Consider the following 13,094-nt stretch of genomic DNA (forward strand, 5'->3'; position numbering starts at 1 on the left):
CACATTACATTTGAAAGGAGTCATATTGCGTGGCAAAAGTACCTCAAAAAAAGTTGTTACTGTCAGAAATTCAACTTGGCATGAGAGTCAAGTTGCCTTTGTCATGGACGAACCACCCTTTTTTATTTAACCGTGTTGATATTAGCAGTGCCGCTCAAATCGAAATGATCCGTGGCTTAGGCGTTCCCTATGTTTTTTTGTTATCTGAATTGAATCCCGGATCGGAGACTGTTAGGGAAGATGAGGATGTTGAAGATGAAATTGAAGTTCCACCTGAGCGAGATCTTAAGGCCGATACCCGTAAGGCGATACGTTTAAGCCAAAAGCGTTTCCTTGAGAATGTAAATAACTGCCGAAATGTATTTGGCAAGATAGCCAGTGATCCCGAAGGTGCCTATCGATTGTCGGCGTCATTGGTAGAAGACTTGCTAAGCCATTTGCAGGAAGTTGAAAAACCTTTCCTCACTTTGGTCGGAATGGATGATAACGATGTCAGTGTGACCCAGCACGGGGTCTCTGTGGCAGTATTAGCAATGATGATGGGTCATGCACTGGATTTAAGCCCAAGGGAACTGCGTGATATTGCTCTTGGTAGTTTGTTACATGATATTGGAAAACTTAAGGTACCTGATGTTATTCGCCGTAAGCGCGGAGCCTTAACACCTCATGAGTCAAATTATCTGCAAATGCACCCTAATTTCGCCTATGACATGCTCAATCGTTCCGGATTATTCCCTAAAGAAGTACTCCACATTGTGCTACACCACCATGAGTTTATTGACGGTTCAGGTTTCCCTGATGGGTTAACTGATCATAAAATTCCTATCATTACGCAGATCGTGAGTTTGGCAAATGACTACGATCAACAGCTCAGTGGTCAACAAATATCCTCCCCTCAAGTCGCTTTAGGTTATTTGTTTAAGAATCGGGCCACTAAACATGCCGAATCTTTAATCGCTATTTTGGTTAAAATTCTCGGTATTTATCCACCAGGAACCATAGTGAAACTCTCCGATGGCTGTATCGCAAAAGTCATGATGACGACTAAAGATGTGAGTCAACCCCAAGTGTGGGCCTGCAAAGAGGATGGTAGTGAGCCATCGCTGCGTTTTTTAAGTAATGAAGGCGTGACAGTACAAAAAGCCATCAAGGCGGAAGAGTTGTCCGAGGGTGCTATTCGTACCTTACAAGTCGATAAAGGGATTAGTTTTTATTTTAGTTCGCTACAAGCTTGAATCTTATGCGCTAAGTTCCGTATTCTATCCGCTGATGTGATTCCCTTAGGGCTAATATGGCGAATGTAAAAGCAGAAAACAGCGCAGTAAAATCCAGTGTTGCTTTGGTCGGTTGTGGTTGGTTTGGTTTTGCTTTGGCAAAGCAACTTGTCCATGAAGGCTATCGAGTCACTGGCTGTAAGCGCAGTGCCGAAGAATTATCGGTATTAACTGAAGTCGGGATTGAAGCCTATCCGCTGCAATTGGGCCACGAAGCATCATCTGCCCCCGATGCTCAGGCGTTAAGCGGTTTATTTCAGACTGATTATCTGGTGGTCAATATTCCTCCACGGCTAAAGCGTGGTAATGCTGCTTATCTTGAAGAATTACAACAACTCATCTCATTAACTCAAGGCTGGCAATATCAGCGGATTGTGTTTATCAGCACTACGGGCGTATATCCGACCCAAGATAAATTGATGACAGAAGCCGATGCGATGGCAGAATCAAGCGATAGCCAAGTGCTGTTAGATGCTGAAGCTTTATTTCAAGCATTGCCCCATACCTGTATCGTTCGTTTTGCTGGACTCGTCGGTCCTAAACGTCATCCTGGGCGTTTTCTTGCTGGAAAAACCGATGTGAGTGGAGCGAATGTCGCGGTAAATTTAGTCCATCTTAGCGACTGTGTGCGCGCCGTTAGCGCAATTCTCGCGGCAACTCATTCTGGATTATCAGTGGCGCCGATTTATAATCTTTGCGCACCTTCACATCCGACTAAAGCTGAGTTTTATCAAGCTGCTGCCGAATCTCTAGGTTTAGTCGCGCCAGAATTTAATCAACAATCTATGCCGAGTAAAGTCATCCAAGCTGACGCGATTGTCACAGATTTAGGCTTTCGATATCAGTATGTTTCGCCGCTGGATATGCTAGCGGCATGTTGAGAAAGGTTCATTACTGTAAAAGGTAAAAGTCGAACTTTTAGGTTATCTTTGGGTTCCAAATTTGCTTGAGCAAATGTGTAATTCTTATTTAAAAAAATGACAAATAAAAAGAGACAATATAATGGGCGTGTTTAATCGAGTTCGACCTATAGCAGTATTTGCGTGCGGATTAATGCTGAGTGCCAGTTTTGCCCTGCAGGCTGCAAGTTTCGAAGAAGGCAAGGATTATGTCACTGTGGCGGGCATTACCGAAACGCAAAAGCCAGTGCTGCGGGAGTTTTTTTCTTATAACTGTACACATTGTTATAAGCAAGAACCGCTCATTGAGTCGACAGTAAAGCTGCTTGGCAAAGATGTGGCCTTTGAGCGTACCCCCGTTGGTGCAGGTCGTCCCGCTTGGGAATTGAGCCAGTTTGCCTATTATATGGCGCAAAAATTAAAGATGACTAAGCAAACCCATGGTGCCATTTTTAAGCAAATTCATGAGAAAGGTGAGCAATTTACCACCCTTGAGCAAGTAAAAGCCTTTTTCATTGCCCAAGGCGCTAGGGTGGATGATGTCGATGCCGCGATGAATTCCGTCGATGCTAAATTCACCCTAATGAATTATGACTCTCAAGCTGAGCTTGCTGGGATCAAGGGGGTACCGTCATTACTGGTTAATGGCCGTTATATGCTGACCTCAACCGCACATACCGCAGAAGAATTGGCGGCGTTAGTGAAGTTTTTAGCTGCGAAGTAACGGCATTTTATAGACGGACGGCACGCGATGTATCATGCGATGAAAGTAGCTTTTTGCGAGTAACGCTTAGTCACGTTTCCTCAAGGTAGATTGAGTAACCCAGCATAGGCTGGGTTATTTTTTGTTGTTAACCTGCAAGGTGACTGTGAGTCAAACCCTAACATTTTGACGAAATAACATGATGAAATGAAACGGTAAGCAATTGGGCTGACCTAGGTTTGATGAAAGATTTAACGTCTCTAATTGATTGAGAAACTCATGATTAAAACTCTCGATAAGCTAGGCTAAAAACCTCAAGTCATCTGATTTTTAGCCAGTCTAGAGCTGTATTAAAGGTCATTTAAATTTCTAATTTCCCTAGTTCAGACAATAAGTTATTTCTATTTATGGGTTGAAAATCCTCTTTCTCCATTCGCATCCCACTCATTCATGTTCGACATTGGTCTAACCTGTTAAAAAAGTTAAAACCGTATCGAAATGTAATATCATTGTTAACTCTTTGAATTTGTTTCTATTCGCTATTTGCAGACAGTGTTTTGAATCACGGGTTAGACGAAAGTCGTGATTGTGCTCACACCAGCTGTTGCTAGATTAAACATGACTTAAAATTAAAACAGCACAGGGGAGTCACTATGGGTTTTGAAAACAACGACAAGGCAAAGGGTTATTGGCGCGAGAATATTCGTCTCGTACTGAGCTTATTAGCCATTTGGGCGGCAGTTTCTTTTGGATGCGGCATTTTATTGGTTGATGTACTCAATGAAGTCCATTTCATGGGATTCAAATTAGGTTTCTGGTTTGCACAACAGGGATCTATGTATGTATTCGTTGCGCTTATCTTTGTCTACGCGGCAAAAGCCAACGCCTTAGATAAAAAATATAACGTACAAGAAGACTAAGGAGCTTTGAGATGGATGTTCAAACACTCACATATATTATCGTAGGGCTCTCATTTGCGCTCTACATTGGGATTGCAATCTGGACCCGTGCGGGTTCAACCAAAGAGTTCTATGTTGCTGGCGGCGGTGTTCACCCTGTGGTGAACGGTATGGCAACGGCGGCAGATTGGATGTCAGCGGCGTCATTTATTTCGTTAGCGGGTATTGTGTCTTTCGTCGGTTACGATGGTAGCGTGTACTTGATGGGCTGGACGGGCGGTTACGTATTGCTTGCCCTTTGTATGGCACCGTATTTACGTAAATTTGGTAAGTTTACTGTGCCAGATTTCGTCGGTGAGCGTTATTACTCACAGGCGGCACGCACAGTCGCGGTTATCTGCGCTATCTTTATTTGCTTTACGTATATTGCAGGGCAAATGCGTGGCGTGGGTGTTGTGTTCTCGCGTTTCCTTGAAGTGGATGTGGATACGGGCGTATATATCGGTATGGCGGTTGTGTTCTTCTACGCGGTACTCGGTGGTATGAAAGGGATTACCTACACTCAGGTTGCCCAATACTGCGTACTGATTTTCGCTTTTATGGTTCCGGCTATTTTCCTTTCAGTGATGATGACGGGCCACTTAGTACCGCAAATTGGTTTTGGTGCTGAGTTACTGGATGCCGCAGGCAATAATAGCGGTGTGTATTTGTTAGAAAAACTCAATAACGTTTCGGTTGAGCTTGGCTTTGCACCTTACACCGACGGTTCTAAGAGCATGATAGATGTGTTCTGTATTACGGGTGCCTTGATGGTGGGTACTGCGGGTTTACCCCATGTTATCGTACGTTTCTTCACTGTACCTAAAGTGAAGGATGCACGTATCACTGCAGGATGGTCGCTTGTTTTTATTGCGATTATGTACACCACAGTGCCTGCGTTAGCAGCGTTCTCCCGTGTGAACATGATTGAAACTATTAACGGTCCCGATTCTAAAGGTGTGGCTTATGAGTCTGCACCAGATTGGATTAAGAACTGGGAAAAAACCGGTTTGATTAAGTGGGATGATAAAAATGGCGACGGTAAAATTTACTATTCGTCAGGTAAGATTGAAGATCCCGCTAGCAAAAATGAAATGAAAATTGATAACGATATTATCGTACTTGCTACGCCAGAAATCGCTAATTTACCAGCTTGGGTTATCGCCCTTGTGGCGGCGGGTGGTTTAGCAGCTGCGTTATCAACATCTGCAGGCTTGCTATTGGTGATTTCAACGTCGGTTTCACACGACCTATTGAAAAAGAATTTAATGCCTAACCTTTCCGATAAAAAAGAGCTGCTATACGCTCGCTTGGCGGCAGGTATTGGCATTGTGATTGCGGGTTACTTTGGGGTGAACCCTCCTGGTTTCGTGGCGGCAGTGGTGGCATTCGCCTTCGGATTAGCGGCTTCCTCACTGTTCCCTGCCATTGTTATGGGTATTTTCTCTAAGACAATGAATAAAGAAGGTGCGATTGCCGGTATGTTAACGGGTCTACTGTTTACTGCTGGTTATATCATCTACTTCAAGTTTGTTGATCCAACGGCTAACATCGCGGCTAACTGGTTCCTGGGTATTTCACCAGAAGGTATTGGTATGGTAGGCATGTTAGTGAACTTCGGTGTAGCAGCGATAGTGAGTCGAGTCACTGCGGCAACACCACTGCATGTTCAGGAGATGGTTGAATCGATTCGTTTCCCTAAAGGTTCGGGTGAAGCAAGCGGCCACTAACCTTACTGCGTAATGGTGAGTATCAACACAAGAGAGCGCTTCGGCGCTCTTTTTTATGGCTCTTTGGCCAGCCTTTATCACTCTGTGGGGCGTCACTTTATTATGCTTGCGGCTGACTTTAGTCGAATGTAGCGTAGCGACAATGCAGGCTATAGTGATGACATCTCAGTAAAAATTCGCCTAAAAAAGGTGTTGCCTATGAATGCCAGTGAGTTACAACCCGTAGTGCAATTTCTACAGGGACTTGTGCCCTTTGATGCTCTGCCTGAGGATGTAGTCGTGCGCTGCGCTAAGGCTGTTACTGTTGGGTATTACAGCAAAGCCTCTGGTTATGTTAATTTCGACGCGAATTCGCCTAAGTTGTATATGGTGCGTAGCGGCGCCTTTGAGGTGCGCGATCCTGACGGCGTGTTGGTGGATAGAGTGGGCGAGGGTGAGTTTTTTGGCTTTTCTACTTTGTTATCAGGGGAAAAAGTCGTTAATAAAGTCGCTATTCTTGAAGACGGTCTAGTTTATCATCTGCCCCAAGCCTTGTTTGATAGTCTTAGGACTGAGAGTCGTCACTTCGATAAGTTTTTTACCCGCGCCTTCGCAAAGCGTTTACGCCATGAGGCCCGCTTTAAGGCAAAGGATCTGACGACCACAAGTCGGATCAGCACGTTAATGTCTTCCACTCCCATCGTTATTGATGCCCAAGCTAGCGTGACTCAGGCGGCACTCTTGATGCGAAATCGCCGAGTATCGTCCTTATTGGTGACGGATAATCATAAATTGGTTGGCATCTTAACCGATAAGGATTTGCGTAATCGCGTGTTAGCAGCAGGGCTTGATGGCAGCGTTGCTGTGCATCAAGCCATGACGGTTTCACCTATCTCGATCTCCTCCAATGCCTTGATTTTTGAAGCCATGCTGCTGATGAGTGAGCATAACATTCATCACTTACCGATTATCGATCAAGATAAAGCTATCGGTATGGTGACCAGTACTGACATTTTGCGTGGGCAGGGCTCACAACCGCTACTGTTGATTGGTGAGATTGAACGGCAGCAGGATCTTGCCAGTTTAATTGGCGTCAGTAAGCAAATTCCCCTATTGCTGCAAAATCTTATTAGTGCCGATGCCAGAGCTGAAGAAATTGGCCGAGTGTTAACCTCTGTCACCGATGCACTGACGCGGCGATTAATCTTGCTCAATCAACAATTGCTTGGTGAACCGCCGATGGCCTTTTGCTGGTTGGCATTTGGCTCCCAGGGACGACAAGATCAGGCTGCGTGTTCAGATCAAGATAATGGCTTGTTAGTCGCAGAAGAGATGGATGATTTTGCTAAAGGTTACTTTGATGCCTTAACCCATGCCGTATGCGCAGGGCTTGACCAATGTGGTTATGAATTTTGTCCCGGCAATATTATGGCGCAAAATCCCCAATGGCGGATGTCACTTAAACAGTGGCAACAGGTATTTGAAAAATGGGTCATAACGCCTGAGCCTAAGGCGTTAATGCACGCCAGCATTTTCTTCGATATGCGATCGGTTTACGGTCCACAAACCCTGTTTGATGCCTTACAGGATAAAGTCTTGGTTCAAACCCGCGATAACGATATTTTCCTCGCGGGTATGACAGGCAATTCGCTGGTGGAGTCGCCGCCGCTTGGATTTTTCCGCAAATTTGTACTCGAGCGGGATGGTAGCGAAGTTAAAGGCATAGATTTGAAGCATAAGGGCAATGCTTTGATCAACGATATTGCCCGTGTTTATGCCTTGTCTGCGGGCATTAAAGAAGTGAATACTGCAAAACGTATTCGTGCCTTGATGGATGCGAATATTCTCAATCGACAAGATGCGCTCAATTTGGCTGATGCCCACGAGTTTATCGCCCATATGCGGTTATCGAACCAAGGTTATCAACATAATCAAGGGGTAGAGGTGAGTAATTATTTGCTGCCTGGGCATTTATCTTCGCTGGTTCGTCATCAGTTACGTGACGCTTTTAAAGTCGTACATGAGGCGCAGGCGGGGATGAAGATGAAATTTATGCGAAGCTTTTGATATGAATACATTGTTGCTGAAAACTCAGCTCAATTGGCGGGCGCTGCGTTGCCAACATCATTTATTTAAAGGCTATTATCAGTCGCTGTTGCCTCTACTGGCAATGCCGTTATCCGAAGCGCCGTTAACGGCGATGGATTTGGAGATGACAGGGCTCAATCCACAGCAAGATCAAATTCTCAGCATTGGATTGGTGCCGATTGAGCGCGGTGAGATCCCGTTGGCACGCGCCGAGCAAAAGTTAGTGCAAATTCGCGGTAGTGTAGGCCAAAGTGCGACGATCCACGGCATTCTTGATAATCATTTGGTACAAGCCGTCACCATTGAGGAAGCCATGGGCTGGTTTATCAATCAAACCTATGGACGCGTGCTGGTGGCACATCATGCCCCTTTAGATTGTCGTTTTTTACAGCAGGATTTATTGACGATTTATCATCAAGCCCTTGTTTTACCTGCAATCGATACTTTAATGGTTGAAAAGCACCGTTTACTACGGGAGCACTCAGTGATTAAAGAGGGGAGTTTGCGCCTTGGCGCTTGTCGCGAGCGTTACGGTTTACCCATTTATACGGCCCATAGCGCGCTGACCGATGCCTTAGCTTGTGGGGAATTATTACTTGCGCAAATGGCTGCTATGGGCGGTGCGGCAAAGCTTACCGTGGCTGATTTACTGCAAAAATCGACTTAGTCAGTGCTAACAGAAATCACTATTTGTGGTGAGTGAATTCATTTGAGATGGATTGGTTTCATCTGGATTTCATCTTAGGTTAATCACTGACAGGCTAAACTCAGTTTACATTTAATCCTCTGTTCGAATTCAACCTGCCGTTAACTTGGCAATCCAACCAACTTGTACTTCACTCTACTAAGTTGAGTGTGTAGGAGAATATGATGCCGTTACCTTTACTTTGGGTGGGTGGTGCCGTAATCGGTGCGGTTTTGCTGGCCGATGAGCGCCAGCAGCGTCAACAGCTTGAGCGTGACAGATTACTCGGTAAGGCCCCTAAGTACCCCGTTGCCAATCGCGCTATGGTGGCACCGCCGAGTCAATGGCAAAAGGGATTAAAACAAGTGTCGCCAATTCCTGGCAGTATCGTCTGTTGTTATGTTTTTGGTGTGATTGAGCATACTGGTATTTGGCTTGGTGATGATTGCCTCGTAGAGTTACATGGCTCAGGGCTGGTGCGGGCTGTATCGGTAAAGCGTTTTTTAGCGGGACGGACTGGCAGCCAAATCTATCTTGCCTGTAATCACCAACATCAGCCTCTTATTGCCGACTCTGTGTTGCCCCGCGCTGAACAGGCGATTTATCAGTATCGGGAATATGATTTATTCGACAACAATTGCCATCGATTTGTTTGGTCTTGTATTAGTGGCAGCGAAGGCGTGATTAAAGGCTTTAATGAGTTAAATCAAAAACTCGCCGAACATTTTAATCAAGCTATCTATTGGGATGAGATGATCATTAGCAAGCTGAATGAATAAGTTCTGTAGTCATAAACTAAAAAAGCCATCGCTTAAGATGGCTTTTATGTTTTAGTGAAACACCTATGTAATCGTTTTGCAGAAACCGTTTACGGCTTACAAAAATAATCTACAGCGCGTTTGACTAACTCTATGCCTGTTTTATCACAAGGCGGTAACTCGGCATCACTGATATTGATAGGTGTGACGCGATTTCCCCATTGCAGCAAGAGTGCGGCAGAGGTTAAGCCTGCGCCAAAGGCACAAGAGAGTATGGTTTGATTCGGCTTGATAATGCCTTGTTCTAACGCATCACAAATCGCAATTGGAATCGTCGCCGCCGAGGTATTGCCATAATTAGCGATGTTCACGAAGGCTTTTTCTTTCGGGATTTTCATTCGGCTAACTAAGGTATCAATAATACGTTCGTTGGCTTGATGCGGGATCACGAGATCCACTTCATCCTTATCAACACCACATTTTTCAAGCACTTTAGTGCTCAATTTATTCATTCCGTTAATTGCACGCTTGAAGATTTCTTGGCCATCGAATTCAATGAAAAAGTCCAATGAGTCGGCTGAGAATCTGTCCATCGCCGTGCCAAAGCCTGCTTTCAGAATATCACGACCTTCAGGATCGTTATTCAGCTCATAACCAAGCACGCCACCGGCAACATCTGTCGCTTCAACCACAACGGCACCCGCACCATCACCAAATAGCACTGCGGTTTCGCGGCGCGACCAATCTAAATAGAAAGATAAACGTTCAGCACCAATGACTAATACTTTCTTGCTCTGGCCACTCTTGATTTGTGAGCTGGCTAAACCTAAGCCATATAAGAAGCCACTGCAGGCAGCATTGATATCGAATGCGGCACAACTGGCGCCAATATTAGCTTGTACAGTGGATGCAATATTTGGGATCAAAGTGTCTGGGCTGGCACTGGCCAGAATGATCATGTCGATTTCACTGCCATCAATACCTGCTGCTGCGAGCGCACGTTGTGCTGCAACTGAAGCAAGTTCAGAGGTATTTACATGACTGATATGGCGCTGGCTGATCCCTGTGCGAGATTTGATCCATTCGTCGGATGTCTCGATAAAGGTAGCAAGATCATCGTTGGTCAGCGTGGCTGGTGGAACACATTTGCCCCAACCTGTGATAGTGGCGTACTGCATGGTGGTTTCTCTCAAATAAAAAAGGCAGAACCTGAGCGCTGCCTTGAATCGACAACAAAGCTTATCGGCAACTCTAATGGCCGTCCGTGATCTAGACCACCTGTTTGGCGACGAGATCTCGAATTGTCATTGCGGCATGCAGAATATGATGACGCAGTAGCGCCGTCGCTTTTTCTGTTTCTCTCAGTTTGCAGTGGTTGAGCAAAGCCCTGTGCTCATGCTCTGCGGCAGGAATTCCCCCCGCGAGCAATAACTGCAAACGAATGTATCTATCACAATTAGTATTGAGGCCGTGAACAACCTCAAGGGTGTGTGGGCGATTAGCCGCCTGATATAAGCAAGTGTGAAATTGCGTATTCAACTCGCTCCAACTGGCGACGGCATCTTCATGTTTGAAGGCCGACTCCAATTGCTCGAGTACACGTTCTGCTTTTTCTAAATCAGCCTCTTGAAGTCGTGGGATCGCTTTCGCAAGCAGATCGGTTTCGATCATTGCACGTAATTCAAAAAGTTCGGTGACTTGTTCGACGGATAACACGGTCGCAGTCGCACCTTTATGGGGCTCAAACTTAACGAGTCCTTCGGCTTCGAGTTGCAATAATGCTTCTCTCACCGGAATACGGCTGACATTTAACGCTTCAGCCAAGGCACTTTGTCTGAGGGGTTCTCCTGCGGCTATGTCACCTGAAAGAATTCTCTCTCTGAGCACTTCCACAACTAACTGGGTGCGGGTTTTGTGAACGATAGGCGTAGTTCGACTCATTATTTCCGTCTATTTCGGGTATTTTCTCGTTATTTGCCCAAGATTACCGTTAAAAACACCACAAATAAAGGGAAATGCTTGATTGAGTGCAGCATCTCAGAGACTAACAATGCCCAAAAGACGGGGTTTTTTGTGGTTTTCTCTTACGATTTGAAGCGCATTCCTTGCGAGCGGCTTCGATGGCAACGGTGGCAATTATTTGTAAAAACGCTGTTCAGCTTCTTCGATTGAGTATTTTGATTAAAACAGTGTAATTACACATTTCACTGCTGGATTTTTTTGGACTCTAATTTGGTGGGACAATTGCTATCTCGCATAGACACAAGCTGTGCATAGAGATTTGCCTGTACAGCCACGAAATATCACTAACGCGCAATTTAGCGCTAAAAGCATAACTTCGCGGTGCAATTTCTGATAATGAATGGAATAATAGCGCGATAACGCCTTAGGCGATTTGGGAGTATTACAGTGAGTCGAGCAGTATTTTTAGACCGTGATGGCGTGATTAACAAAGACCATGGTTATGTCCACCTAGTGGATGACTTCGAATATATCGAAGGTGTGTTTGAATCTTGCCTCTCTTTGAAGGAAATGGGCTACAAGTTAGTTGTCGTCACTAATCAATCCGGTATTGCCCGTGGCATGTATACTGAAGACCAATTCCACAGCTTAACGGAGTGGATGGATTGGAACTTTGCCGACAAAGGGGTCGAGCTCGATGGTATTTACTATTGCCCGCATCATGCCGAGAAAGGCATAGGGGAATATAAGGTCGATTGTGATTGCCGCAAACCTAAGCCGGGTATGCTTAATGATGCGGCGCAATTCTTAAAAATCGACTTAGCGCACTCAGTCATGGTTGGCGACAAAGCCGAAGATATGCAGGCAGCGAAAGCGGCGGGTGTGACTACTCGTATATTAGTGCGCAGCGGTAAGGTTATTGCTGATGACAGTGATGCCACTGTGGTACTCGACAGTATTGCCGATGTGCCGTCTTACTTAAAAAGCCTAGGCTAGTCGCTACGCTACTACTTATAAGCAGATAAACATTTGCTTATAAGTTCATCTCAAGTAGCTACTATCACAGTAGCCAGTAGCGTGGGTTATTGCTCTTGTTGAATGGAAGCTTGCGTTAAAAGCGATCTAACATGGCATAAAGAGCTAACCAATAGGTTGGCTCTTGTCATTTCTAGCGCTGGGTTAACCTCATCTTTTACCTTAATCCAGCACAAATTCGATAAAATTGGCGTTAAAACACACTTTTAGTTTAAAAAGTGTGCGCTTGAATCGTTTTTCGTAATTATTCGCGCCAAAGGGGTTGCGGTAAAATCTGACATCCCTATAATGCGCATCCACTGACCCAGCGGGGTCAAGGGTTAAACGCTGAATAAGCTGCTAACCATGCTCTTTAACAATTTATCAAGCAAATCTGTGTGGACACTCACAGGTGTTGAGTTAATCGAAACTGCTTAGCCTTCGGGTTAGTAGTCAAAAATTTAAATCAATGTTTTCAAGTCATTCTCCTTAACGGGAAGCATGATTGAGTGTTCATAGTAATATGTACATACAGTAATGTATGAATTGAAACGCAATGCTTCTTAGTGAGCAAAGCGAATCAAAACAGTAGAATTCATTGAGCCGTTTGACGTCAGTCAAACAACAAAACTTTAATTGAAGAGTTTGATCATGGCTCAGATTGAACGCTGGCGGCAGGCCTAACACATGCAAGTCGAGCGGCAGCACAAGGGAGTTTACTTCTGAGGTGGCGAGCGGCGGACGGGTGAGTAATGCCTAGGGATCTGCCCAGTCGAGGGGGATAACAGTTGGAAACGACTGCTAATACCGCATAYGCCCTACGGGGGAAAGGAGGGGACCTTCGGGCCTTCCGCGATTGGATGAACCTAGGTGGGATTAGCTAGTTGGTGAGGTAATGGCTCACCAAGGCGACGATCCCTAGCTGTTCTGAGAGGATGATCAGCCACACTGGGACTGAGACACGGCCCAGACTCCTACGGGAGGCAGCAGTGGGGAATATTGCACAATGGGGGAAACCCTGATGCAGCCATGCCGCGTGTGTGAAGAAGGCCTTCGGGTTGTAA

11 protein-coding genes and 1 rRNA gene are annotated in these 13,094 nt (G+C 45.4%); 10 read left to right on the forward strand and 2 right to left on the reverse strand.

The window, feature by feature from the left end:
- Positions 1-29: 29 nt before the first annotated feature.
- The 8 genes from L5M51_RS17215 (at position 30) to L5M51_RS17250 (ending at position 9,075) form a co-directional block, all read left to right on the forward strand.
- A complete protein-coding gene (locus L5M51_RS17215) occupies positions 30-1,235 on the forward strand; it encodes an HD-GYP domain-containing protein (RefSeq protein WP_263146366.1) in 1,206 nt (401 codons plus the stop codon).
- Between the two features lie 56 nt (positions 1,236-1,291).
- Positions 1,292-2,155 carry an NAD(P)-binding domain-containing protein gene (locus L5M51_RS17220; protein ID WP_263146367.1) on the forward strand — a complete coding sequence of 288 codons (864 nt, stop codon included), beginning with the start codon at positions 1,292-1,294 and terminating at the stop codon, positions 2,153-2,155.
- A gap of 121 nt (positions 2,156-2,276) precedes the next feature.
- A complete protein-coding gene (locus L5M51_RS17225) occupies positions 2,277-2,897 on the forward strand; it encodes a thiol:disulfide interchange protein DsbA/DsbL (protein ID WP_263146370.1) in 621 nt (206 codons plus the stop codon).
- 632 nt (positions 2,898-3,529) lie between these two features.
- Positions 3,530-3,796, forward strand: coding sequence for a DUF4212 domain-containing protein (locus tag L5M51_RS17230; protein ID WP_006082142.1), 267 nt, complete (start codon positions 3,530-3,532; stop codon positions 3,794-3,796).
- A gap of 11 nt (positions 3,797-3,807) precedes the next feature.
- The gene (locus tag L5M51_RS17235) at positions 3,808-5,544 is read left to right on the forward strand and encodes a sodium:solute symporter family protein (RefSeq protein WP_131523557.1); all 1,737 of its coding nucleotides are present in this window, start codon (positions 3,808-3,810) and stop codon (positions 5,542-5,544) included.
- Positions 5,545-5,742: 198 nt separating this feature from the next.
- On the forward strand, positions 5,743-7,590 hold the full coding sequence (locus L5M51_RS17240) for a DUF294 nucleotidyltransferase-like domain-containing protein (protein WP_263146373.1): 1,848 nt from the start codon (positions 5,743-5,745) through the stop codon (positions 7,588-7,590).
- Between the two features lies 1 nt (position 7,591).
- Positions 7,592-8,278: an exonuclease domain-containing protein gene (locus L5M51_RS17245; RefSeq protein WP_263146377.1), complete on the forward strand. Its 687-nt coding sequence runs from the start codon at positions 7,592-7,594 to the stop codon at positions 8,276-8,278.
- Between the two features lie 203 nt (positions 8,279-8,481).
- Positions 8,482-9,075, forward strand: coding sequence for a lecithin retinol acyltransferase family protein (locus tag L5M51_RS17250; protein ID WP_131523560.1), 594 nt, complete (start codon positions 8,482-8,484; stop codon positions 9,073-9,075).
- Between the two features lie 89 nt (positions 9,076-9,164).
- Here L5M51_RS17250 and L5M51_RS17255 read toward each other — a convergent pair whose 3' ends face one another.
- Complete coding sequence (locus tag L5M51_RS17255) at positions 9,165-10,232, reverse strand: ketoacyl-ACP synthase III (RefSeq protein WP_028760951.1); 1,068 nt, start codon at positions 10,230-10,232, stop codon at positions 9,165-9,167.
- Between the two features lie 91 nt (positions 10,233-10,323).
- Positions 10,324-10,995, reverse strand: a complete 672-nt coding sequence (locus tag L5M51_RS17260; protein ID WP_028760950.1) for a GntR family transcriptional regulator — start codon at positions 10,993-10,995, stop codon at positions 10,324-10,326.
- Between the two features lie 468 nt (positions 10,996-11,463).
- Here L5M51_RS17260 and gmhB point away from each other — a divergent pair, with 468 nt between their 5' ends.
- Positions 11,464-12,012, forward strand: a complete 549-nt coding sequence (gene gmhB / locus L5M51_RS17265) for a D-glycero-beta-D-manno-heptose 1,7-bisphosphate 7-phosphatase (protein ID WP_263146381.1) — start codon at positions 11,464-11,466, stop codon at positions 12,010-12,012.
- 651 nt (positions 12,013-12,663) lie between these two features.
- Positions 12,664-13,094 (forward strand): 16S ribosomal RNA (locus L5M51_RS17270); the annotation flags it as partial.

This window comes from Shewanella sp. SM73, from assembly GCF_025653795.1.
In the GTDB taxonomy this organism is placed as follows: Bacteria; Pseudomonadota; Gammaproteobacteria; order Enterobacterales; family Shewanellaceae; genus Shewanella; species Shewanella oncorhynchi.

Excerpts from the sequence above, each read along its gene's own strand:
- L5M51_RS17220 (WP_263146367.1), top strand. The coding sequence starts at position 1,292 with ATGGCGAATGTAAAAGCAGAAAACAGCGCAGTAAAATCCAGTGTTGCT.
- L5M51_RS17250 (WP_131523560.1), top strand. The coding sequence starts at position 8,482 with ATGCCGTTACCTTTACTTTGGGTGGGTGGTGCCGTAATCGGTGCGGTT.
- L5M51_RS17225 (WP_263146370.1), top strand. The coding sequence starts at position 2,277 with ATGGGCGTGTTTAATCGAGTTCGACCTATAGCAGTATTTGCGTGCGGA.
- L5M51_RS17235 (WP_131523557.1), top strand. The coding sequence starts at position 3,808 with ATGGATGTTCAAACACTCACATATATTATCGTAGGGCTCTCATTTGCG.
- L5M51_RS17260 (WP_028760950.1), bottom strand. The coding sequence starts at position 10,995 with ATGAGTCGAACTACGCCTATCGTTCACAAAACCCGCACCCAGTTAGTT.
- L5M51_RS17255 (WP_028760951.1), bottom strand. The coding sequence starts at position 10,232 with ATGCAGTACGCCACTATCACAGGTTGGGGCAAATGTGTTCCACCAGCC.
- L5M51_RS17230 (WP_006082142.1), top strand. The coding sequence starts at position 3,530 with ATGGGTTTTGAAAACAACGACAAGGCAAAGGGTTATTGGCGCGAGAAT.
- L5M51_RS17245 (WP_263146377.1), top strand. The coding sequence starts at position 7,592 with ATGAATACATTGTTGCTGAAAACTCAGCTCAATTGGCGGGCGCTGCGT.
- L5M51_RS17240 (WP_263146373.1), top strand. The coding sequence starts at position 5,743 with ATGAATGCCAGTGAGTTACAACCCGTAGTGCAATTTCTACAGGGACTT.